The sequence below is a fragment of the Sphingomonas sp. T1 genome, assembly GCF_902506585.1.
In the GTDB taxonomy this organism is placed as follows: Bacteria; Pseudomonadota; Alphaproteobacteria; order Sphingomonadales; family Sphingomonadaceae; genus Sphingomonas; species Sphingomonas aerolata.
Genome location: NZ_LR733875.1, coordinates 1,865,195 through 1,886,611 on the forward strand (window position 1 = coordinate 1,865,195; position 21,417 = coordinate 1,886,611).

Annotated in this window: 17 protein-coding genes and 1 tRNA gene; 3 read left to right on the forward strand and 15 right to left on the reverse strand. The window is 68.4% G+C overall.

From position 1 onward, the window contains the following. Positions 1–38: 38 nt before the first annotated feature. Genes GV027_RS08405 through GV027_RS08415 form a run of 3 tightly spaced genes read left to right on the forward strand, consistent with a single transcriptional unit; the run spans position 39 to position 4,288 of the window. Positions 39–1,607 (forward strand): alpha-L-arabinofuranosidase C-terminal domain-containing protein, encoded by a 1,569-nt coding sequence (locus tag GV027_RS08405; RefSeq protein ID WP_159512816.1) that lies wholly within the window; start codon positions 39–41, stop codon positions 1,605–1,607. 51 nt (positions 1,608–1,658) lie between these two features. Then, on the forward strand, positions 1,659–2,726 hold the full coding sequence (locus GV027_RS08410) for an alpha/beta hydrolase (protein ID WP_159511579.1): 1,068 nt from the start codon (positions 1,659–1,661) through the stop codon (positions 2,724–2,726). After that, a complete protein-coding gene (locus GV027_RS08415; protein WP_159511580.1) occupies positions 2,723–4,288 on the forward strand; it encodes a glycoside hydrolase family 43 protein in 1,566 nt (521 codons plus the stop codon). The genes GV027_RS08410 and GV027_RS08415 overlap by 4 nt, the downstream gene beginning before the upstream one ends. 18 nt (positions 4,289–4,306) lie before the next feature. Here the strand turns inward: GV027_RS08415 and GV027_RS08420 are convergent, their stop codons facing one another. The 15 genes from GV027_RS08420 to hisG form a co-directional block, all read right to left on the reverse strand. Next, positions 4,307–6,211 carry an NPCBM/NEW2 domain-containing protein gene (locus GV027_RS08420; protein ID WP_159511581.1) on the reverse strand — a complete coding sequence of 635 codons (1,905 nt, stop codon included), beginning with the start codon at positions 6,209–6,211 and terminating at the stop codon, positions 4,307–4,309. After that, entirely contained in the window at positions 6,208–8,880 is a 2,673-nt protein-coding gene (locus GV027_RS08425; RefSeq protein ID WP_159512817.1) for a glycoside hydrolase family 3 C-terminal domain-containing protein, read from the reverse strand. The genes GV027_RS08420 and GV027_RS08425 overlap by 4 nt, the downstream gene beginning before the upstream one ends. 41 nt (positions 8,881–8,921) lie before the next feature. Next, complete coding sequence (locus tag GV027_RS08430) at positions 8,922–10,865, reverse strand: sialate O-acetylesterase (RefSeq protein ID WP_201302599.1); 1,944 nt, start codon at positions 10,863–10,865, stop codon at positions 8,922–8,924. A gap of 23 nt (positions 10,866–10,888) precedes the next feature. Continuing rightward, positions 10,889–11,221: a hypothetical protein gene (locus tag GV027_RS08435; protein WP_159511582.1), complete on the reverse strand. Its 333-nt coding sequence runs from the start codon at positions 11,219–11,221 to the stop codon at positions 10,889–10,891. 334 nt (positions 11,222–11,555) lie between these two features. Then, a tRNA-Phe gene (locus GV027_RS08440) sits at positions 11,556–11,631 on the reverse strand. A 53-nt stretch (positions 11,632–11,684) separates the two neighbouring features. Beyond that, on the reverse strand, positions 11,685–11,858 hold the full coding sequence (locus GV027_RS08445; RefSeq protein WP_081877796.1) for a DNA gyrase inhibitor YacG: 174 nt from the start codon (positions 11,856–11,858) through the stop codon (positions 11,685–11,687). Next, positions 11,858–12,814 (reverse strand): ribonuclease, encoded by a 957-nt coding sequence (locus GV027_RS08450; protein WP_159511583.1) that lies wholly within the window; start codon positions 12,812–12,814, stop codon positions 11,858–11,860. The genes GV027_RS08445 and GV027_RS08450 overlap by 1 nt, the downstream gene beginning before the upstream one ends. Beyond that, entirely contained in the window at positions 12,807–13,376 is a 570-nt protein-coding gene (locus GV027_RS08455; protein ID WP_159512819.1) for a Maf family protein, read from the reverse strand. Before GV027_RS08455 ends, GV027_RS08450 begins: the two co-directional genes overlap by 8 nt. 45 nt (positions 13,377–13,421) lie before the next feature. Further along, on the reverse strand, positions 13,422–13,640 hold the full coding sequence (infA, locus tag GV027_RS08460; RefSeq protein ID WP_031441079.1) for a translation initiation factor IF-1: 219 nt from the start codon (positions 13,638–13,640) through the stop codon (positions 13,422–13,424). Positions 13,641–13,796: 156 nt separating this feature from the next. Continuing rightward, on the reverse strand, positions 13,797–15,308 hold the full coding sequence (locus tag GV027_RS08465) for a DNA methyltransferase (RefSeq protein ID WP_159511584.1): 1,512 nt from the start codon (positions 15,306–15,308) through the stop codon (positions 13,797–13,799). A 173-nt stretch (positions 15,309–15,481) separates the two neighbouring features. Beyond that, positions 15,482–17,638 (reverse strand): sodium-translocating pyrophosphatase, encoded by a 2,157-nt coding sequence (locus tag GV027_RS08470; protein WP_159511585.1) that lies wholly within the window; start codon positions 17,636–17,638, stop codon positions 15,482–15,484. Between the two features lie 96 nt (positions 17,639–17,734). Next, positions 17,735–18,622 carry a thiamine-phosphate kinase gene (thiL, locus tag GV027_RS08475; RefSeq protein WP_159511586.1) on the reverse strand — a complete coding sequence of 296 codons (888 nt, stop codon included), beginning with the start codon at positions 18,620–18,622 and terminating at the stop codon, positions 17,735–17,737. Positions 18,623–18,730: 108 nt separating this feature from the next. After that, positions 18,731–19,186: a transcription antitermination factor NusB gene (gene nusB, locus GV027_RS08480; protein ID WP_031396492.1), complete on the reverse strand. Its 456-nt coding sequence runs from the start codon at positions 19,184–19,186 to the stop codon at positions 18,731–18,733. 211 nt (positions 19,187–19,397) lie between these two features. Then, the gene (gene hisD, locus GV027_RS08485) at positions 19,398–20,693 is read right to left on the reverse strand and encodes a histidinol dehydrogenase (protein WP_159511587.1); all 1,296 of its coding nucleotides are present in this window, start codon (positions 20,691–20,693) and stop codon (positions 19,398–19,400) included. Further along, complete coding sequence (gene hisG, locus GV027_RS08490) at positions 20,690–21,355, reverse strand: ATP phosphoribosyltransferase (protein ID WP_031441074.1); 666 nt, start codon at positions 21,353–21,355, stop codon at positions 20,690–20,692. The genes hisD and hisG overlap by 4 nt, the downstream gene beginning before the upstream one ends. Between the last annotated feature and the right edge of the window lie 62 nt (positions 21,356–21,417).

The window sequence follows — 21,417 nt, forward strand, 5'->3', positions numbered from 1 at the left end:
CACGGTCGTGCGCCATCCGCCCTCGTCGCATGGGACGCATGACCGCAGCGTCGTTGCTCGCGCCGCTGATCCTTGCGGGCATGGCGCTGTCCGGCGCCGCCGCAGCGCAGACCCTGTCGGCGGAAACGGCCAGTGCGACATTGCAGGCCGACAAGCCCGGCCCGCAGATCCACCGCGACGTGTTCGGGCAGTTCGCCGAGCATCTCGGTCATGGCATCTATGGCGGCATCTGGGTCGGCAAGAATTCGCGGATCCCCAATGACGGCGGCTACCGGCGCGACGTGCTCGCGGCGATGAAGGCGATCAACGTGCCGATGGTGCGCTGGCCCGGTGGCTGTTTTGCGGACGAATATCACTGGCGTGACGGGATCGGCGCGACCAAGGCGCGGCCGACCAAGGTCAATACCAACTGGGGCGGCGTCAACGAGGATAACAGCTTCGGCACGCACGAATATTTCGGGCTGATGGACCGGCTGGGCGGCAGCACCTATGTCTCGGCCAATGTCGGCAGCGCACCGCCTGCCGAGACCGCGCAATGGGTCGAATACATGACCGCGCCGCAAGGCACCACGGTGCTGGCCAAGGAGCGCGAGCGCAACGGCCACGCCGCGCCGTGGAAGATCCAGTATCTCGGCATCGGCAACGAATTATGGGGCTGTGGCGGCAACATGCGTGCGGAATATGCCGCCGATCTTACCAACCGCTATGCCCAGTTCGCCAAGTCCGCCAACGGCCCGATGCTCAAGATCGCGAGCGGCCCAAGCGATTCGAATTATGAATGGACGGAGGCGATGATGCGCATCGCCGGCAAGAATATCGATGGGCTCGCGCTGCATTATTACACGCGTCCGCGCGACAAGAACTGGGCCGACAAGGGGCCAGCGCTGGGCTTTGCCGAGCGCGAATGGGCAAGCACCATGGCGCACACGCTGCAGATGGAGGAGTTCATCACCAAGCATTCGGCGATCATGGACAAATATGATCCCGCCAAGCGCGTGATGCTCGCGGTCGACGAATGGGGGACATGGTATGACCCGACGCCGGGCAGCAATCCGGGCTTTCTCGAGCAGCAGAATTCGGTGCGCGATGCGGTCGTCGCGGGGCTTAACATCAACATCTTCGCGCGCCATGCCGACCGGGTGAAGATGGCGGCGATCGCGCAGATGGTGAACGTCCTGCAGGCGATGCTGCTGACCGACGGCGCCAGGATGGTGAAGACGCCGACCTATTGGGTGTTCGACCTGTACAAGCCGTGGCAGGGCGCGACCTCGCTGCCGATCACGCTGACTTCGCCTTGGTACCACAAGGACGAGGTGGCGGTGCCCGCGGTCAGCGCGTCGGCGGTGCGTGACGCGGCGGGGCAGGTGCATGTCGCGCTGGTCAACCTCGACCCCAATCGGGCGATGCCGGTCTCGGTCGCGATGACGGGGTTGCAGGCGACCCAGGCGAGCGGCCGGATCGTCACCGGTCCGACGATGGACGCGCATAACAGCTTCGATTCGCCGGATGCGGTGACCCCGCAGCCCTTTGCCGATGCCCGGATCGCGGGTGGGACGCTCAGCGTGACCGTCCCGGCAAAGTCGGTGCTGGTGCTCGATCTGCGCTGACCGGCCGGCCGGGCATGACGTGGTCGGCGGCGATGATGGATGGGGGATGCGATGCGAAGTCGTGGTGGAACGTGGCTGCTGGGTGCGGCGCTGGGGCTGGCATCGATCGGGAGTGCGGGCGCGCAGGTGAAGACCCCGGCGCCCGCGGTCGTGGCAGGCGCGAAGGCCGTCACGCTCGAGCGCATCACCGTCCATTCCCCCGCCATCACCGGCAATCTGGAGGGGAATAGTCCCGACCGCGCGGTCATCGTCATTCTTCCGCCCGGCTACCGGACCAGCCCCGGCAAGCGCTATCCCGTGGTCTATGCGCTGCACGGCTATTCGATCGGCGTGGAGCAATGGATCGGCGAGATCCATGTGCCGCAGACGATCGAGGGGGCGTTTGCCAAGGGTGTCCGCGAGATGATCGTCGTGCTGCCCGACAGCAAGACGGTGCACAACGGATCCTTCTATTCGCGGTCGGTGACGGTGGGCGATTTCGAGCGCTTCGTCGCGCACGATCTGGTCGGCTATGTCGACACGCATTACCGGACGATCGCGGATCGGCGCAGTCGCGGCCTCGCGGGGCATTCGATGGGCGGCTATGGCACCGCACGGATCGGGATGAAGCATGCCGATATTTTCGGCGCGCTCTACATGATGAGTCCCTGCTGCCTGTCGACGCGCGCGCTCGGCACCCCCGACGCCGCGGTCGAGGCCACGATCCGCGCGCTGAAATCGCCCGCCGACGGCGCGACGCTGCCCTGGGGCGTGCGGGCGCAACTCGCGACCGCCGCCGCCTGGTCGCCCAATCCCAAGGCCCCGCCGCTCTATCTCGACCTGCCCGTCAAGGACGGCCAGCCCCAGCCCGACGTGACCGCGCGCTGGGCCGCCAACGCCCCGCTCGCCATGCTCGACCAATATGCCGGTGACCTGCGCCGCTATGCCGCGATCGGGATTGACGTGGGCGACCGCGACGGCCTGAAGGACGACGCGGTCAAATTTCACGAGGCGCTCGACCGCTACGGTATCGCCAACGGCTTCGCCCTCTATCCGGGTGATCATACCAGTGGCGTTGCGGGACGTGTGCAGGACCAGATGATGCCGTTCTTCGCGCGCGCGCTGGCGTTCGGCAAATGAAGGCGGGATCGGCGATCGCTGCGGGCCTACTCCTCGCGACCGCGGCCTCGGCGCAGGTCTGGCGGTCGGATCAGGGCGATGGCAGCTACCGCAATCCGGTGCTCTATGCGGACTATCCGGATCCCGACATCATCCGCGTCGGGCGCGACTATTATTTCGCGTCGACGACCTTTGCGAACACGCCGGGGATCACGATCCTGCACAGTCGCGACTTGGTGAACTGGACGATCACTTCGCATCTGGTGCCGCGTCTTGAGGGTCGGCCGCAATATGACCTGGTCGACGGCAACGCCTATCGCAAGGGGCTCTACGCCTCGAGCCTGCGCTATCACGCGGGCACCTATTATCTGGCCAATACGCCGGTCGGGCAGAATACGCGGATCTGGTATGCCAGGGATGTGCGCGGCCCGTGGCGCTACCACGAGCTCGATCGCCAGGCGTTCGATCCCGGCCTGTTCATCGAGCCCGATGGCCGCGCCCATCTCGCGACTGCGAGCACCGCCGACGGGACGATCACGCTGCTGACGCTCGATCGTGCGCTCGCGCACGTCACGGCATCACGCAAGATCCATTATATCAAGGGGGCCGAAGGGTCCAAGCTGCTGCGGCGTGGCGACTATTATTATCTGTTCAACGCGCTGCCGCCGCGGCTCGCACTCTCCGTATCGCGGTCGCGCAGCCTGTTCGGGCCGTGGGAAACCCGCGACCAGATCGACGACACGACCGGTGGGCACCAGGGCGCGCTGGTCGATCTGCCCGACGGGCGCTGGTTCGGGTTCGTGATGGAGGATAGCGGCGCGATCGGGCGGATGACCAATATCAGCCCGGTCTTCTGGCGCGACGACTGGCCGGTTTGGGGGACGCCCGCCGCCCCGGGCCGCGTGCCGCGTCAGGCAGCCAAGCCGATCGCGGGCCATCGCTTTGCCGAGCCCGCGACGTCGGACGACTTCGGCGGGCGGCGGCTCGGGCTGCAATGGCAGTGGAACCATAATCCCGAACCGGCACGCTGGTCGCTTGCCGCACGCCCCGGCTGGCTGCGGTTGCGCCCGACCGTGGCGGAGCGGTTCTGGACCGCACGCAACACGCTGACGCAAAAGGGGCAGGGGCCTGCAAGCCGCGGCGAGGTGAAGCTTGATATCGCTCGTCTGGCACCCGGCGATCGCTGCGGTTTCGGCACGCTGGGACAGATCAGCGCGAACCTGACCGTGACGCGCGACGCGAACCGCCGGGCACGGGTCGCGATGGAAGTGACGACGGACCGGGTCGAGGGCGCGCAGACCGAAACGCGTGCCACTACCGACCTGCCGCCGGGCGATACGCTGTGGCTGCGCACCGACATGGATTTCACGACGAGCCGGGGCCGGGTTGCCTATAGCGCGGACGGTGTTCGCTGGACGGGGCTCGGCGGTGACTTCCCGCTCGCCTTCGCATGGCAGACGGGCACGTTCCAGGGCGAGCAGTTCGCGCTGTTCTGCTACGCGCACGCCCGCAGCGAGGGCTGGGTCGACATCGACAGCTTCCGCCTTTCGCGACTGACACCGTCGGGCGGCGCGCCACGATAGGCGAAGGCCGGTCGCAGCCTATCGCAGCAGCGCCGCCTCCGCCCAGGCGACGGGCTGCGCCGCGGTCGCGATGCTGCCGCGGGCGACGAGTTCGACGATCCGTACGCCCTTGATGTCCGCGCGCAGCGGCGCGGCGGCCATGCCGAACGCCATCGCCGGCGAGGTCGCGAGCAGCCGCCCGTCCCCCCAGACCTCGAACGTGACCGTGCCTGCCTTGGGGGTGCCGGAATCGTTGACGCCGACCTTCGTTGCGAAGCGCGTGAACCCGGCATTGCGCACCTCGAGACGCGACTGGCCGAGCACGCCGAGCCCCGTGTCGAAGTCCGTCCCGGCGATCCGCAACAGCTTGCCATAGGGTGCCCGGTCCGCCTCGGCCCCGCCCCAGCCGCCATATTGCGGATGCTCGCCCGGGCCGTGCGTGCCGATCCAGGGGGTGATCGAATGGTGGATGGTCGGATCGGCCTGGGGCGATGCGACGCCGTCCACCGCCGGATTGACGCGTCCGGTCTGTTCGGAAAGATAGAGCCCGTCGGCAAGGCGCCGGGTGCCCGCGGCGCGGAACACGCGCGTTTCGTGCGGGGCCAGCGACAGGGCCATATCCTTGCGGAAGCTGCTGTCCGCCTTGCTCCACAGGTCGCGCAACCGGACTTCTGTATCGGGGCGCAGCTTGAGATGCTCGGCGGTCAGCGTCGCCTTGGCAGGCTGCGCGGTCCGGTTGACGACGGCGACGCCCTTGCTGCCGTCGGCCAGCGTCTTGACGAGGATCTGCACCTCGTCCGAGTCATAGGCGAGCACCGCCTGGTTGCCGGCCGGGTCCTGGTTCAGCGCGACGATGTCGGCATTGCCGAAGATCGCGAGCAGATCGGGCGTCAGCTTGCGCAGGTCATAGCCGATGATCAGCGGCGAGTTCAGCATTGCCCAGAGCGTGAAATGCGCCCGCGCCTCGACGAGATGGCTGCGATCGAAATCCCCCGACCCGACGAACAGCATGTCGGCGTCGTTCCACGACCCGGGATGCGCATAGAGCGCACGGTGCGTCACGGTGTCCATATTGGTCAGCATGCGCGGCCAGAGCGGCTGGATGTCGTCGCTGGTGCGCGAGGTGTTGCCGACGTCCTTCCCCCAGGCGCGCACGTCGCCCGCGCCCCACAGGCACAGCGAATAGACATAGGGCCGTCCCCCCGCCTCGGCGCGGATCGCCGCCCCGACATCTTCGTAGAGGCGGCGGATACCGGCCACGTCGGACCGGCCGAGCGACTGCATGTCGACCAGCGGTGGCAGCGCGCGATACAGGCCCGATCGCACGCGCGGCGCGTCCGCGGGCAGCCCCCGGATCCCGCAGGCATCGACCTTGATGAAATCGAAATTCCAGTCGCGGAAATAGGTCTTCATGTCCTGATCGACATGGCCGTAGAGCCCGACTTCGCGTTCGGCGACGCTGCCTTCAGGCTGGTTCTTGAAATCCGGGGTGTAGATCTGGCCGCAGCTGTTGCGGCCGATGTCCGAATAGATCCCGGCCTTCAGCCCCATCGCGTGGAGCCGGTCGGTGAGCGGGCGGAAGCTGGTGTCGGGGCCGGTCGCCGCAGACGGGAAATGGCTGGTGCGGATGATCATCCGCCCGTCAGGCTGGCGGCGCTTGAGCCACCAGCCGTCGTCGATATTGACGTAGCGATAGCCGAGCGTCGCCAGCTTCGTGTCGACCAGCGCCTGCGCGGAGGCGAGCACCTTCTCCTCGTCGACATCGCTGTTGAACGCGTTCCATGAATTCCAACCCATCGGCGGGACGGGGGCGTGGCCATCGGCATTCGCGCTCCACCGGCCGGTCGCCGCAAGCGGATCGCGCGGGGCGGCGTGGGCGGGTGAGGCGGGGGCACCGGCGAATGCGAGCGCGGTGCCGATCACCAGGACCGAGCGGGCGATCATAGTGGCAACGCCGCGGAGGCGCGCGCCGCGAACCTTGTCGTCGCGCCCGGAACGCCGGTGCCGGGCTGGCCCGACCCGAGCGTCACGCGGTACGTGCCGGCGGCGACCGATCGCGTGCCGTCGAGCGCGACCGAACTGAGGTCGCGCGGCGACAGGTCGAAGCTGAGCATGCGGGTTTCTCCGGGGTTGAGGTCGACGCGGCGAAATCCGCGCAGTGCGATCCGCGGCGTGCCGGGCCGGTCGGGGAAATCGAGATAGAGCTGCGCGACTTCGGCGCCCGCGCGCTTGCCGATATTGCGGAGCCGCGCGGTGACGCGGATGCCGGTCTCCGCCCCGCCCGGCGCGGGCTCGACCCGGATCGCATCATAGGCGAAGCGCGTGTAGCTGAGCCCCGCCCCGAACGGATAGACCGGCGTGCCGGTGAAATAGCGATAGGTGCGTCCGGCCATCGCATAGTCGCCGAACGGCGGCAGATCCGCGACGCTGCGGTAGAAGGTCAGCGGCAGGCGGCCCGACGGATTGGTCCGGCCGGTCAGGATATTGGCCGCGGCGAGACCGCCCTGTTCGCCCGGGTACCAGGCTTCGAGGATGGCGGCGGCGTGATCCTTGGCCCAGGCGAGATTGATCGGGCTGCCGTTCATCGCGACCAGCACGATCGGCTTGCCTGCGGCGCGCGCCTGTTCGAGCATCGCGATCTGGTCGGCGGGAAGGTCGAGCGTGGTCTTGTCGCCGCCGGCAAAGCCCGGGACGCTGACGCCGGTTTCCTCGGCTTCGAGGTCGGAGGTGAGGCCGACGACCGCGACGACGATGTCGGCCGCCGCGGCGGCGCGTTTCAGCGCGGCACCGGGATCGTCCGATACGCGTTTCCAGACGAGATCGCCGCCGCCGCCGTCGACCTCGATGCGGTAGCGTCGCCCGGCGGTGAGCGTGAGCGTCTTCATTCCGGGCAGATCGTTCCAGCGGGCCTTGCGACGGTCCGACACGACCACCCCGTCGACCTTCAGCACGCCGCCCGCCCCCGACAGGCCGAGGCGATAGGTGCCGGTTTCGGGGGGGATGAGGAATCCGGTCCGGATCGTCCGGTGAACGTCCGCAACCCCGGCCAGCGCGAGCTGACGGTCGCCGACATCGGGTTCGATCCGGGTCACGAAGGGGGTGTCCCGATAGCGCACCGCCGCGACGATCGCGTCGCGCGTGCCGGGGGCAAAAGCGGTCGGCAGCGGGGTGACCGGGTTGTAATAGCGCGCGAGCACGCCCGGCTTGCCGTCGGGGGTCTGCAGCGCGGTGGTCGGAACGCGGTCGCCGTCGGTCACCGATTCACCGAACGGGACCAGCGTGATTCTGTCAGTGCCCAGCGTCGTGCGCAGACCCTCGACGATCGAGACGGGGGGGCCCGACAAGGGCGATGCGTAATTGCCGCGCAACACGCGCGTGGCGTCGCCCAGCGGCCCGATGACCGCGACCTTCGTCCCGGCGCGCAGCGGCAGGACGCCGTCATTCTTCAGCAACACCATCGACCGTTCGGCGGCGGTCAGCGCGAGCCGACGATGCTCGGCGGCACCGACCGCGTCGACCGGCACCGCCGCGGGCGCGCCGGCCAGACCGGGCAGATCGCCGGTGCGGTAGCGCGCCGCGAACAGGCGGACAAGGCTGCGGTCGATATCAGCCTGGGTGACGAGGTCGCGCCGCAACGCGGTGCGATAGCGGGCGTCGAGCCCCGCCGTGTCGCTCAGCGTATCCCCGCTGCATTCATTGTCGACACCCGCGCGCAGTGCCGCGGCGACCGCAGCCGCGCCATCGGGGGCATATTTGTGGTTGTCGGCAATGTCCTTCACCGCGTCGCAATCGGACACGACATAGCCCGAAAACCTCCAGGCGCCGCGCAGATGCGTCTTGAGCAGCGGGTCGCTGGCACAGGCGGGCTGACCATCGATGCGGTTATACGCGCACATGACCGACCTCGCCTGTCCGTCGACGATCGCCGCACGGAACGCCGGCAGGAAGGTATCCTCGAGGTCGTGCGCGGAGACATAGACATTGGCCTGGTGCCGGGTGGCTTCCGGCCCGCTGTGGACGGCGAAATGCTTCGGCGTGGCGATGACCTGGGGGCGCTCGGGATCGGGGCCCTGCAGGCCGCGGGTGAAGGCGACGCCCATCGCCGCGGTCAGGACGGGATCCTCGCCATAGGTTTCCTGGCCGCGCCCCCAGCGCGGATCGCGGAAGATGTTGATGTTGGGGGACCAGCTGTCGAGCCCGGTGCCGATATGCCCGACCCGCCCGGTTTCGCGCGCCAGCGTGTGAAGCCCGCGGACCTCGGTGCTGATCGCGCCGGCCACCGCCTGGACGAGCGGCGTATCGAAGCTCGCGGCCAGACCGATCGGCTCGGGAAAATTGGTCGTCGCGATCGGGCCCAGCGCGCCGTGGAGCGATTCGGTCCACCAGTTATAGGCCGGAATGTCGAGCCGCGGGATTGCGGGCGCGACGTTGAGCAGTTGCGGCAGCTTCTCGTCCGCGCGCAGCTGCGCGACGAGCGCCGTGGCCATGACCGTGGCCTGGTCGGGCGCGGTCGGGCTGGTCTGCGCAGCGACCGGGGCCGCGACGAGCGCGATTGCAAGCGCAAGCGACGGGCCGATCGCCGCGCGCCGGGTGGGCATCATAGTCGTGCGCATCATCGTATTCCCCATGGTCGCAGGATGCCGCAGCGGTCGCATCACGATATCGGTGTTTCGAACGGGCCGACGGGCAGCCCCGCATCGTCGACCAGGTTGATCGCGGGCGCGTCCGACCAGGCATAGCGGACCCGCGTGACGGGCTGGCCGTCGCCGGGCAGCGTCACCTGCGTGCCGACGACCGTGCCGGATGCGTAGCGACAGCTTGCGGCGGCGGCACCGCACAGCTCGAACCCGATCGCCTCGCGCGCGCTTTTCGCGTGCAGCGCGCCGGTCACGCCGGAAAAGTCGAGCGCGACGCCACCACCGGCGGCACGCTGCGCACGGGCGAGGGCCGGGCCCGAGGGTGCGATCCGCTCGCCATAGACCGCCGCCCGCATGACCTGGGCAAGGCGCTGCCCCACCGCATGTTTTTCGCCCGGATGGATGTCGAGTGCATCGCCGATGTCGAGCGTGACCGCGACGCCGGCGTGGCGGTCCGTGGCGGCGACGCGACGCTGCGCATCGCGCACAGTGGCCCAGCCGCTCTCGCCTGGCGCAAAGGACGGGGATCCGTAGCCGGCGAGCTGGGCGATGGCGAAGCCGGCCTGCGGGCTGCCGAGACGCGTGCGCCAGTCGGCGATCAGCGCGGTGAGACGCTGATCATAGCCCGGAATGCCGGTGTCGGACTCGCCCTGATACCAGGCGATCCCGGCGACGCGCGTCCGACCGAGCGGCGCGATCATCGCATTGTAGAGCGTCCCGGCGCCGTTGATGTCGTCCCACGGCACCCGGGGGGCGGAACCCGCGATCCGCTGTGCCTTCGCATAGCGCCAGCCATCGCCGAGCGGCACGCTGCTCCCGTCCCCGAAGGTGATCCGCATCGTGTCCGCAGGACCGGTCATCCCGCCATAGGCATAGACGTCGTCGTCGTTGACGGTGATGACGTTGCGCCCGGCCTTCAGCGTGCCGACGGGCAGCGCATAGACGCGCGATTGTGAGGCGAGGCTGCTGCCGCCGACACCGATCCCGTTGACCCAGGTCCGGTCGGCATCGTCGATCGTCCCCAGCACGAGCGTGGCGGGACCGCGCGCCTGTTCGGCGGTGATCTCGACGCTGCGCTGATACCACAGCATGCCGTTGTAGCTGGCGAGGTCGGCGATGCCCCAGGTCTCGAAATTGGTCATCGCGGGCACCGCCTGCCAGTCGAGCGCGGCGCCGGGCTGCCACGGCTCGCGCCCGACCGCGTCGCCCGATCCGGTCCGCCACCAGGTCTCCCACAGCGTCATCGCACGCCGGTTCGCCGCCGCGGGATCGCGGGCATAGAGCGCCAGCAGATCCGCCTGGTCGCCGAGCCCCGCCTGGCGCAGCGCGGGATCGCTCATCCACGCGCTGATCCGCGACCCGCCCCAGCTCGCATGGATCGCACCGATCGGCACGGCCGCGCTCCGCCGGAGCGCCTGCGCCATGTAGAAGCAGGCCGCGGAGAAGGCGGGCTGGCTCGCCGGGCCGGCGACGGTCCAGCGCACCGCATCGTCGAGCCGCGCGACGGGCGTCGCGGCGGCGCGCTTCGGGATGGTCAGCAGGCGCAGGCTGGGGTCGACGGGTGCATGCGCGTCGGGGATCAGGTCCTGCGCCTCGCTGACCGCCAGTTCCATGTTGCTCTGTCCCGAGCAAAGATAGACATCGCCGATCAGCACATCGTGCAGCACCGCCGCACCGCTCTGCGCCGCGATCGTCAGATCATAGGGACCGCCGGCGTCGAGCGCGGGCAGCTCCGCGGCGAAGCGGCCGGCCCGGTCCGCCTTTGCCGTGACCGAACGCCCCGCCAGCGTGATCATCACCGTCTCCCCCGCCGCCGCCTCGCCGGTCAGCGCGATCGGCTGACCCCGCTGGATCACCGCGTGATCGGTCAGCACGCCGTCGAGGCGCGGGGCGGCCAGCGCGGCGGACGCGCTGCTGGCGAGAAGGACGGCGATGGCGAGACGCACGGGCAGGCGTTGCATGATTCGATGGGTCCTCTGGCAGGTCAGACGGGCTGGAGCCCGGAGCGAACGAAACGGTGGATACGATCGCGGTGGTGAGGCGGGCTGGCCACCAGACGGTGTGTCGGGGCGTCGTTTTCGATCGAGCCGGGCATCACCGCCGTGCGTGCGCGGAGGCTGACGACTATGTCGTTACCAGCCTCGTCTATTGCGGGCAGGGGTAGCATGTTGCTTTGAATGGCAATGTCTTGCGCGAAGGCGGGCAGCGCGCAGGTAAGCGCGGCAACGCTGATCACGTGCGCGACTGCAGGGCCACGGCGGGCTAGCGTCGGGTTTTGGGCCGCAACGGTGGAAGCAGCAGACGTCGTCGAGCCCATCCTTGCCTCCCCTCATGGGTCGCATTGCCTCATCGTGCGTGGGGCATGGGCGACCGAATTGCATCTCTCCGACTTCAGAAGGACATGCGCAATTTAGCAGTTGCGATAGCGCTCACACTACCTCGGATATCGGGCGTTGCAAGTATTTGTCCGAGTGAAGTCAAAACGGCTCTCAAATGCCGGAGCGCCATGCGATCTGGAGCGCAACTGATTAGACTATAGGCTCGATGGCCGCCCGGGCGAGGCTGGACCATGAACGGCATGATGCGGCGGCTGAGCGCGCGTGGACGCCTGCCGCAAAGTACGGTTCGGCGTTGCAATATCAGAAGAAAAATGGTGCCCGGAGACGGGGTCGAACCGCCGACACTGCGATTTTCAGTCGCATGCTCTACCAACTGAGCTATCCGGGCATCGTCCGATCGGGATCGGATGAAGGACCGATCGTGCGATCGGAAGGGCGCGTTTAGTCGGGCTCTTCACCGCTGTCTAGCCCCGTTTGCGATATTGCGCGGCCGGGGATGCGATAGCCTTCGCCGAGCCATTGCAGCAGGTCGCGGTCGCGGTGCCGGCTCGAGCAAAAGGGGGCGTAGTCGGGGACGGCGGGCTGGCCGCAGATCGGGCATTTCACGGCGGGCATCAGCGGCTCTCCAGATCGTGGACGACGCCCGTACGACGGGCGAGCGTCGCCAGCCAGTCGGGGTGCGCCATGAGGCGGGCATGGACCGCGGCGGGCAGCGCATGGCGCCGCGGGGCGGTCGGCGGGGTGCGCTCGAGCGTGCGCAACGCCGCGCGGGCGGCGGCGCCGACCGGATCGGCGCGCAGGATCTCGGGGATCGACGCGCGGGCGCGCGGGCGGATGATCTGCAGGAAGCCGAAGCCGTTGACCGCGGTGCGCTCGAACGGGGGCGGCAACGACGCGTCGATCGCGGCGGCGACGGCGCTGCGCTGAGCCTTGCCGGCGATGGTGGGGAAGTCGACGCCGATCGAGCCGCCAATCCCGTGGCGGCGGATCGCGCGCGCGACGGCCTGCGCCGCGGCAACCGCCAGCGGGTCTAGCGGCGGCGCGCCGTCGACATCGAACAGCGTCATCGCCGGCGTCGGGGACAGCCGCAGCGCACCGAGCGGGAAGACGATCTCGCCGCTCATCGCCTCGTCGAGCAGTTCGGACCAGCCGGCGGCCTCCAGCGCGTCGGGTTCGTGCGTGCGCGGGGCGTGGATCGGCAGGCCGGTCGCGACGAGGCGGTCGTACAGCGTCGGCGCGGCGCAGGGCGGGCGATCGGTGGCGTTCGCCTTGGCGAGCTTGGCGCGGCCGGCCTCGGGCAGTGCCTCTCGGACGATCTCGACGGTCAGGCTGGCGCCCTGCGTGATGCCGGGCGGGAGGTGGCTGACCAGCGCCTCGCCGCCGTCGAGCGCGACGCGGCCGCGCCCGCCGCCCAGCGCCTCGACGAGACGTGCGCGCGCGACATGGCCGACGCGCAGCGCCACGTCGTCGCGCTCGATCAGTGCCTCGACGATCTGGTCATTGTCGACCAGCGCGGCGCGGTCTTCGCCGATGCCGGCTTCGTAGAGCCAGACGGGGCCGGGTTCAGGCAAGCGCGAGACCAGCGGTCTTCAGCAGCGCGCGGGTTTCGAACAGCGGGAGCCCCACGACTCCCGAATGGCTGCCCGAGAGAAAGCGCACGAACGCCTCCGCGCGGCCCTGGATCGCATAGCCGCCCGCCTTGCCGAGCCCTTCGCCGCACGCGACATAATCGTCGATCTCGGCGCTCGACAGCGGCTTGAACGCGACGATCGTGTCGGCGAGGCGGGTGCGGACGGTGCCGGCGGCGTCGATCACGCAGACCGCGGACAGGCAGTGATGACGTCGCCCGGACAATTTGCCGAGCAGGTCGCGCTGGATGTCAGCCGTGTCGGCGGGCGGCAGGATGCGGCGGCCGAGGGCGATGGTGGTGTCCCCGGCGATGACGATCTCACCCGCCACGCGATCGACCGCGCACGCCTTCTCGACCGCGAGACGCAGCGCATAGGCGCGCGGCACTTCGGCCCGGTGCGGGCTTTCGTCGATATCGGGGGACGCCACGCGCGACGGCACGACGCCGAGCCGCGCCAGCAGGTCGCGGCGGCGGGGCGAGGAGGAGGCTAGGACGAGCACAATTGCCTCGATCTTGCTGCACGACCGCGGACGACCCGCGGCCAGCGCTTATTTGAAGCGGTAGGTGATGCGACCCTTGGTCAGATCATACGGGGTGAGCTCACACAGCACCTCGTCGCCGACCAGCACGCGGATGCGGTTCTTGCGCATCTTGCCGGCGGTGTGACCGAGAATCTCGTGGTCATTTTCGAGCTGTACCCGGAACATCGCGTTGGGGAGGAGTTCCACCACGCGGCCGCGCATCTCGAGCAGTTCTTCCTTGGCCAAATATAATCTCTGAATTGGGGGAATTTCGGGACGAGCGCCCTTACCGCAGGTTCGCGAAAAAGGAAAGCACGCCCGAAAGGCGCGCATGGCCCTTATGCCCATACGCGCCCGTCAGACTTGGATGTCGGTGTTCGCCGCGTCCGAAACAAGAGCGCGTCACAGCAGCCCGGGCTGTGTGCCCGTGGCTTCGCGCGCGGCGCGGCGGAAGGCGGCGCGGTCGACATTGGGGATTCGCGGCCGCTTGCCCTGGAACAGGTCGGCGAGCGTGAGGATCTGAAGCCGCGGGAACGTCTCGTCGACGCCCGCGCGATAGATGCCGACCGCAGCGGCGCGGCGCTCCATCTCGCGCGTTGGCCTGGCGTTCATGATCAGCACGCCGATCGGCGCCTTTTCGCGCGCGATCGTCGCGGCGAGCGTCTCGACCATCGCGACATCGGGATTAAGCCCACCCTTGACCGAGACGATCGCACGGTGCGTGACCATCTTCCCCGCAGTGACATCGTGATCGTTGAAATAGATGAGCCCGTCGATCCCGCCATCCGCCCCCTTCTTGCGGCCGCCAAAAGGGAGCGCATCGACCAGCGACACCGCCCACCACTGAAACTGGTATTTGTCGCGCAGCGCCAGATCGCGTGCGGAGGCGAGGTCGGTCGGCGTGCCCTCGACACTAAACATGACGGCGGGAAAGGCGTCGCGCATCCGCTTTTCGATCAGCGAGATCGCAAGATGCGTGACGTCGATCCCGATCCACTGGCGGCCGAGCTTCTGCGCCGCGTGGACCGCTGTGCCGCAACCGCAAAAGGGATCGAGGACGACATCCCCCTCGCGGGATGAGGCGGCGATGATACGCTCAAGCAGCGCGACCGGTTTCTGCGTCGGATAGCCGAAACGTTCCTTCGACGACGACGACAGGATCGGCATCGGCCAGACGTCCGACATCGCTTTGCCGCCGGCGAGGATATCGTCAATCCGGCGAAGCTTGTTTTTGGAATGCCCCTTGCCGCCCGGCATCCAGATCCACTCCACCCCGGCCTCGTCGACATGGACTGCCTGGCGGCGCGATGCGAGCAGTTCGCTGCGCGTCCACGGCGTCTTCGGCATGGCGAAACGGCTCCCAGCACTCTTGCCGTAGAACAGGATGACGTCGTGCTTGCGGTTGAAGAAATGCGGCAGGTCCATCAGCCGGAACGAATAGTCCCAAACGATCTCGTTCCGATACGCCTTGTGCCCGAATACGCCGTCGAGAAGAAGTTTCAGATAGTGGCTCGCGGTCGGGTCGCAGTGGAGATAGAGGCTGCCGGTCGGTTTCAGGACACGGTGCAGTTCGAGCAGCCGCACCGCCATCATCGCCAGATACGCCATCATGTCATTGTCGCCGAGAAACCCGCGCATCGCGTTGAGCAGGTCGAATGCCTTGGTGTTGCCGCTGCGCGCGACCTGGTCGAAGGCTTCCTCGGCGCTGTCGTTCCAGTGCCAGCTGTCCTCGAACGCCTCGATCTGCGCGTTCGAGGCGCGGCCGTCGGGTTCCTTGAACAGGATGCCGTAGGTCGCGTTCGAATTGAACGGCGGGTCGAGATAGATCAGGTCGACGCTCTCGTCGGCGATCTCCTTGCGGAGGACGGCGAGATTGTCGCCATAGAAGAGGTGGTTCTCAGGGCGGTTGCGCATCGGGGCAGGATGCGGGGGCGCAAGCCGGTCCGTCCAAGCCAGATGCATCCGGGGACCGGCGATCGGATCCGTTACGGCGGTATCGGCGGGGATGTTACGGAGGGGGCAGCGCGTGCCGCCCCCTCCGTCAGGCTGCGCCTGCCACCTCCCCCTTGCGGGGGAGGATCGTCAGGTCAGCCCGCCCCGCCGCCTGCCAGTGCGGCGAGCAGCAGCAGCGCGACGATATTGGTGATCTTGATCATCGGGTTCACCGCGGGGCCCGCGGTGTCCTTGTAGGGATCGCCGACCGTGTCGCCGGTCACCGCGGCCTTGTGCGCCTCGGATCCCTTGCCGCCGTGATTGCCGTCCTCGATATATTTCTTCGCATTGTCCCAGGCGCCGCCGCCGCTGGTCATCGAGATCGCGACGAACAACCCCGAGACGATCACGCCGAGCAGCATCGCGCCGAGCGCGGCGAAGCCCGAGGCCTGGCCGGCGACCGCGGTGATGATGAAATAGACCGCGATCGGCGACAGCACCGGCAGCAGCGAGGGCACGATCATCTCGCGGATCGCCGCCTTCGTCACGAGATCGACGGTGCGCGCATAATTGGGGCGGCTGGTGCCGAGCATGATGCCGGGATTGTCGCGGAACTGCGCGCGCACCTCCTCGACGACCGCGCCCGCCGCGCGACCGACCGCGGTCATCCCGAACGCGCCGAACAGATAGGGGAGCAGCGCACCGAGCAGCAGCCCGACGATGACGTACGGATTGCTGAGGCTGAAATCGACCGTGACCTGCGGGAAATAGGTCGCGAGGTCGGTGGTATAGGCGCCGAACAGGACGAGTGCGGCAAGCCCGGCCGAGCCGATCGCATAGCCCTTGGTCACCGCCTTGGTGGTGTTGCCGACCGCGTCGAGCGCATCGGTCTTCTGTCGGACGTCATCGGGCAGGCCCGCCATCTCGGCGATCCCGCCGGCATTGTCGGTGACCGGGCCGTACGCGTCGAGCGCGACGACCATGCCTGCCTGGGCGAGCATCGCGGTGGCGGCAAAGGCGATGCCGATGATCCCGGCGAGCTGGTAGGCGACGATCACCGCGACGACGATGACAAGGGTGGGCAGCGCGGTGGATTCGAGGCTGATCGCGAGCCCCTGGATGACGTTGGTGCCGTGGCCGGTCTCGGATGCCCTGGCGATCGACTGGACCGGGCGGTGGTTGGTGCCGGTATAATATTCGGTGATCCACACGATCAGCCCGGTGACGACCAGCCCGATCATCATCGACCAGAACAGGTCCATGCCGGTGAAGCTCTGCGTCAGTGATGGCGCGGCCTGGGTGGTCAGGTCGTCGGTGGCGGGATCGAGATAGCCTGCGCCGCCGATCACGCGGTGGAGGTCGCCGAGCACATATTGCGTGGCGAGGTAGATGGCGGGAATCGACAGGATCGTCGAGGTGAAGAAGCCCTTGTAGAGCGCGCCCATGATGCTGCCGCCGCCGAGCCGGACCATGTAGGTGCCGATGATCGAGGTGACGATGCACACGCCGCCGACGAGCAGCGGGAGCGTCATCAGCCGCATCAGCTCGGCGCCGCTCGCCTGGATCAGCAGTGCGATCGAGATCATCGTGACGCCCAGCGTGACGACGTACGTCTCGAACAGATCGGCGGCCATGCCCGCGCAGTCGCCGACATTGTCGCCGACATTATCGGCGATGACCGCGGGGTTGCGGGGGTCGTCCTCGGGGATGCCCGCCTCGACCTTGCCGACCAGATCCGCGCCGACGTCGGCCGCCTTGGTGAAGATGCCGCCGCCGAGCCGCGCGAAGATCGAGATCAGCGAGGCCCCGAACGCCAGCGCGGTCAGCGCCTCGACGATGATCCGGTCGTTGGGCGCGTGACCCGCGGGGCCGGTGAGGTACCAGAAGAAGGCGCTGATCGCGAGCAGCCCGAGCCCTGCGACGAGCATGCCGGTGACCGCGCCAGAGCGGAACGCCATGGTCAGCCCGGCCTGGAGCGAGGTGCGCGCGGCCTCTGCGGTGCGGACGTTCGCCCGGACCGAGATGTTCATGCCGACATAGCCCGCGACCCCCGACAGCACCGCGCCGATGACGAAGCCAATCGTCGAGATGACACCGAGCGTGGCGAGCAGGATGACGGCGACGATGACGCCGACGATCGCGATCGTGGTGTACTGGCGGCCGAGATAGGCCTTTGCGCCCTCCTGGATGGCGGCGGCGATGTCCTGCATCTTCGCATTGCCGGGGGATGCGGCGAGCACCTGCCGACTGGTGACGAAGCCATATAGGACGGCGATGACGCCGCAGATCATGGCCAGATAGACGGTCGTCATACGGCACTATCCCTTTTTTCAGTTCCTCCCCGGTCTCGGCTTTGCCGAGTCCCGTCCAAGGAACCTATCAGTGCAGGGGTATTGCGCAAGCGACCGTCAGGCGCGGTGCTCATAGCCTAGACTTGGCGGCAGCGGGACGGGCGTGCCGGCATCGTGAAGGACCAGCCCCGATCCCGTGAAGAAGGCGCCTATTCGGGTGGCATCGGTGGCGAAATCTTCGGGTGCGGCGAACAGCAGCTGATAGTCGTCGCCTGCGGTCGCCGCCGCGACCCGGTCGCCCGAAACCATGCGATAGGCGTCGGAGAGGGGGATGGCGGCGAGATCGATCGCGACAGCGAGGCCGCTCGCCAGCGCCATCCGCGCGGCGTCGATGAGCAGCCCGTCGGACACGTCCATCATCGCATGGACGTGGCGGGCTAGGCGGCGGCCATCGGCAAGCCGGGGCTGCGGGCGGTGGTACGCGGCGAGCAGCTCGGCCGGGCCATGCTTGCCGAGCGCGATCGCCAGTCCTGCGCCCGCATCGCCGATCGTGCCGGTGACGTAGAGCGCGTCCCCCGGCTTCGCGCCGGCGCGGGCGGGGGCGGCGGCGTCGCTGCCGAAGGCGGTGACGGTGAGGATGCGGGGTGCTCCCGGGGGGAGGGTGACCGTGTCGCCGCCGATCAGCCGCGTGTCATGGGCCGTAAGGATGTCGGCGAGGCCTTCGAGAAACGCGCGGTCCCATGCGTCGTCGCCGAGCGGGTAATTAAGCAGGATGCCCTCGGGGACCGCACCCTTGGCGGCGAGATCGGACAGGTTGGTCGCGACCAGCTTCCACGCGACGTCCTGCGGCGGGTCGGTGGGGAGGAAATGCACGCCCTCGACCAGCGTGTCGGTGGTGACGACGAGGGGCCCTGCGTCGAGCAGCGCGGTGTCGTCGTTCAGGCCGCGCGCCGCGGGGTGGAGCGGGAGGCGGCGCAGCGCGGCAATGAACTCGGCTTCGGTCATGTCCTCCGCCAATACAGCAGCGTCATCCTGACGAAAGTCAGGACCCAGAGTAACGAACGCTCCGTCCTGTTACTCTGGGTCCTGGGTCGAGCCCAGGATGACGAGAGTTTACGCCCGAACCTCTTTCGCGATGCCGTCGAGCAGGCCGTTCACGAAGCCCGATTCGCGCTTGTCGTAAAAGGCGTGCGCGACGTCGACATATTCGCTGATCACCGCGGCGACCGGCACGTCCTTGCGCGCCAGCAGTTCGTAGGTGCCGACGCGGATGATCGCCTTCATCGGCTTGTCGAGGCGGGCGAGCGTCCAGCCCTTGGCGAGCTTGCCCTCGATCAGCAGATCGATCTCGCCGCTGCGGGCATTCGCACCGGTCACGAGGTCGTCGAAGAAATCGACGTCCGCCTCGGCATATTCGACGTCTTCGATCGTCGCGCCAAGCCGGTGCTGGTGGAATTCGTTGAGCAGGACGGGCATCGCGGTACCTTCCATCTCATGCTGATAGGTCGCCTGGACGGCGGCGAGTCGCGCGGCGGCGCGTGCCTTGGTGCGGGGAGCGGTTCTGGACATAAGCGGTTGCCTGTACGCGCGGGGGGGCTGCGTGTCAGCCCTTCGCGTTTCTTACGCGTGGGGGCCAAGAAGATTGGTTCGCGCGGAGGCGCGGAGGCGCGGAGATGTCGACCCTGCCGCGCAGCGGCCCCCCAATCACCTGCTGGTGATGATCGGAGCGGCTGCGCCGCATGCAACATCTCCGCGCCTCCGCGCCTCCGCGCGAACAAAATCAGTGGTTGAGGCGAAGCCGCAGCGCCACTGACTTGGCGTGGGCGGGCAGGCCCTCCGCATTGGCGAGCGCGACCGTGGCGGGGCCGAGTTCGCGCAAGGCGGCTTCGTCGAGCGCGAGGAAGCTGGTGCGCTTCATGAAGTCGAGCACCGACAAGCCGGATGCGAATCGCGCGCGGCGGCCGGTGGGCAGGACGTGGTTCGGGCCGGCGACGTAATCGCCGATCGCCTCGGGGGTGTAGCGGCCGAGGAACACCGAGCCTGCGTGGCGGACGTGGTCGAAAAAGCCCTGCGGGTCGGGGATGGCGAGCTGGAGGTGCTCGGCGGCGAGCCGGTCGACCAGCGGGATCGCGTCCGCCAGCGTATCGACGACGATGATCGCGCCGTTCGTATCCCAGGCGACGCGCGCGACCGCTTCGGTGGCGAGCGCGCTGAGCTGGCGATCGACCGCGTCGGCGACCTTGTCGGCGAACGCCGCGTCGTCGGTGAACAGGATCGACTGGGTGGTGACGTCGTGCTCGGCCTGGCTGAGCAGGTCGGCGGCGGTCCATTCGGGGTCGTTCAGCGCATCCGCGACGACGACGATCTCGGAGGGCCCTGCGACCATGTCGATACCGACGACGCCATAGACCTGGCGCTTGGCCTCCGCGACCCAGGCGTTGCCGGGGCCGGTGATGACGTCGACCGGTGCGATCCGGCCGGCGCCATAGGCGAGCGCGGCGACGGCCTGCGCGCCACCGACGCGCCAGACCTCGTCGACACCCGCGAGATGTGCGGCGGCGAGGACGAGCGGGTTGATCTGGCCGTCCGGCGTCGGGGTGACCATGGCGAGCCTGCCGACGCCTGCGACCTTGGCGGGGATCGCGTTCATCAGCAGCGACGAGGGATAGGCCGCGCGGCCGCCGGGGACATAGATGCCCGCAGCGTCGACCGGCAGCCAGCGTGCGCCGAGCCGGACACCCGCCGAGTCGACCGAGTCGCTGTCAGTCGGGCGCTGTTTCTCGTGATAGGCGCGGATCCGCGTCGCGGCGAGTTCGAGCGCGGTGCGCAGCTCGGGCTCGAGCGCGTCGAACGCGGCCTTGCAGTCGGCGGCGTCGATCTGCCAGCCGGTCGCTTCGAGGTCGTGGCGGTCGTGCTTCTGCGTCAGGTCGCGCAGCGCGGTCCCGCCGTCGTGGCGGACGGACGCGATGATCGCGGCGACGTCCTGCGTGACGCCTGCATCCGATTCGCGGCGATCCTCGACGAGCGCGGTAAAGCGGTCGGCGAAGTCGGCGTCGGTGGTGGAAAGGCGGATCATGCGGCCTGCTCCTGCTCGACGGCACGACGGAACGCCTCGACCAGCGGCACCACCCGAGCGCGCGTCTTCATCGCGGCGCGGTTGACGACCAGACGGCTGGTGACGTCCATGATCCGCTCGACCTCGACCAGGCCGTTTTCCTTGAGCGTCCGGCCCGACGAGACGAGGTCGACGATGCGCGGCGCGAGGCCGAGCGTCGGGGCGAGCTCCATCGCGCCGTTCAGCTTCACGCATTCGGCCTGGACGCCGCGGGCAGCAAAATGTGCAGCGGTGACGTGCGGATATTTGGTCGCGACGCGGACATGGCTCCAGCCGCGCGGATCGTCCTTCGCCGCCATCTCGGTCGGCTCGGCGACCGAGAGGCGGCAATGACCGATGCCGAGATCGACCGGGGCGTAGAGTTCGGAATAGCCGAATTCCGCGATCACGTCAGAGCCGACGATGCCGAGCTGCGCCGCGCCGTGCGCGACGAAAGTCGCGACATCGAACGCGCGGACGCGGATCAGCGAGATGTCGGGGTCGTTGGTCGCGAAGCGGAGCGCGCGGCTGTCCTCGTCCGAAAACGCCGCTTCGGGATGGATGCCGGCGCGGGCGAGCAGCGGCAAAGCCTCGGCGAGGATACGTCCCTTGGGGACGGCGATGATGATCTGGGAGTCTGGCACGCGCCGGGCTTTACGATCGGGCTGGGGAGGGTGCAACCGGATCGCCCCGATCGCCACAACAA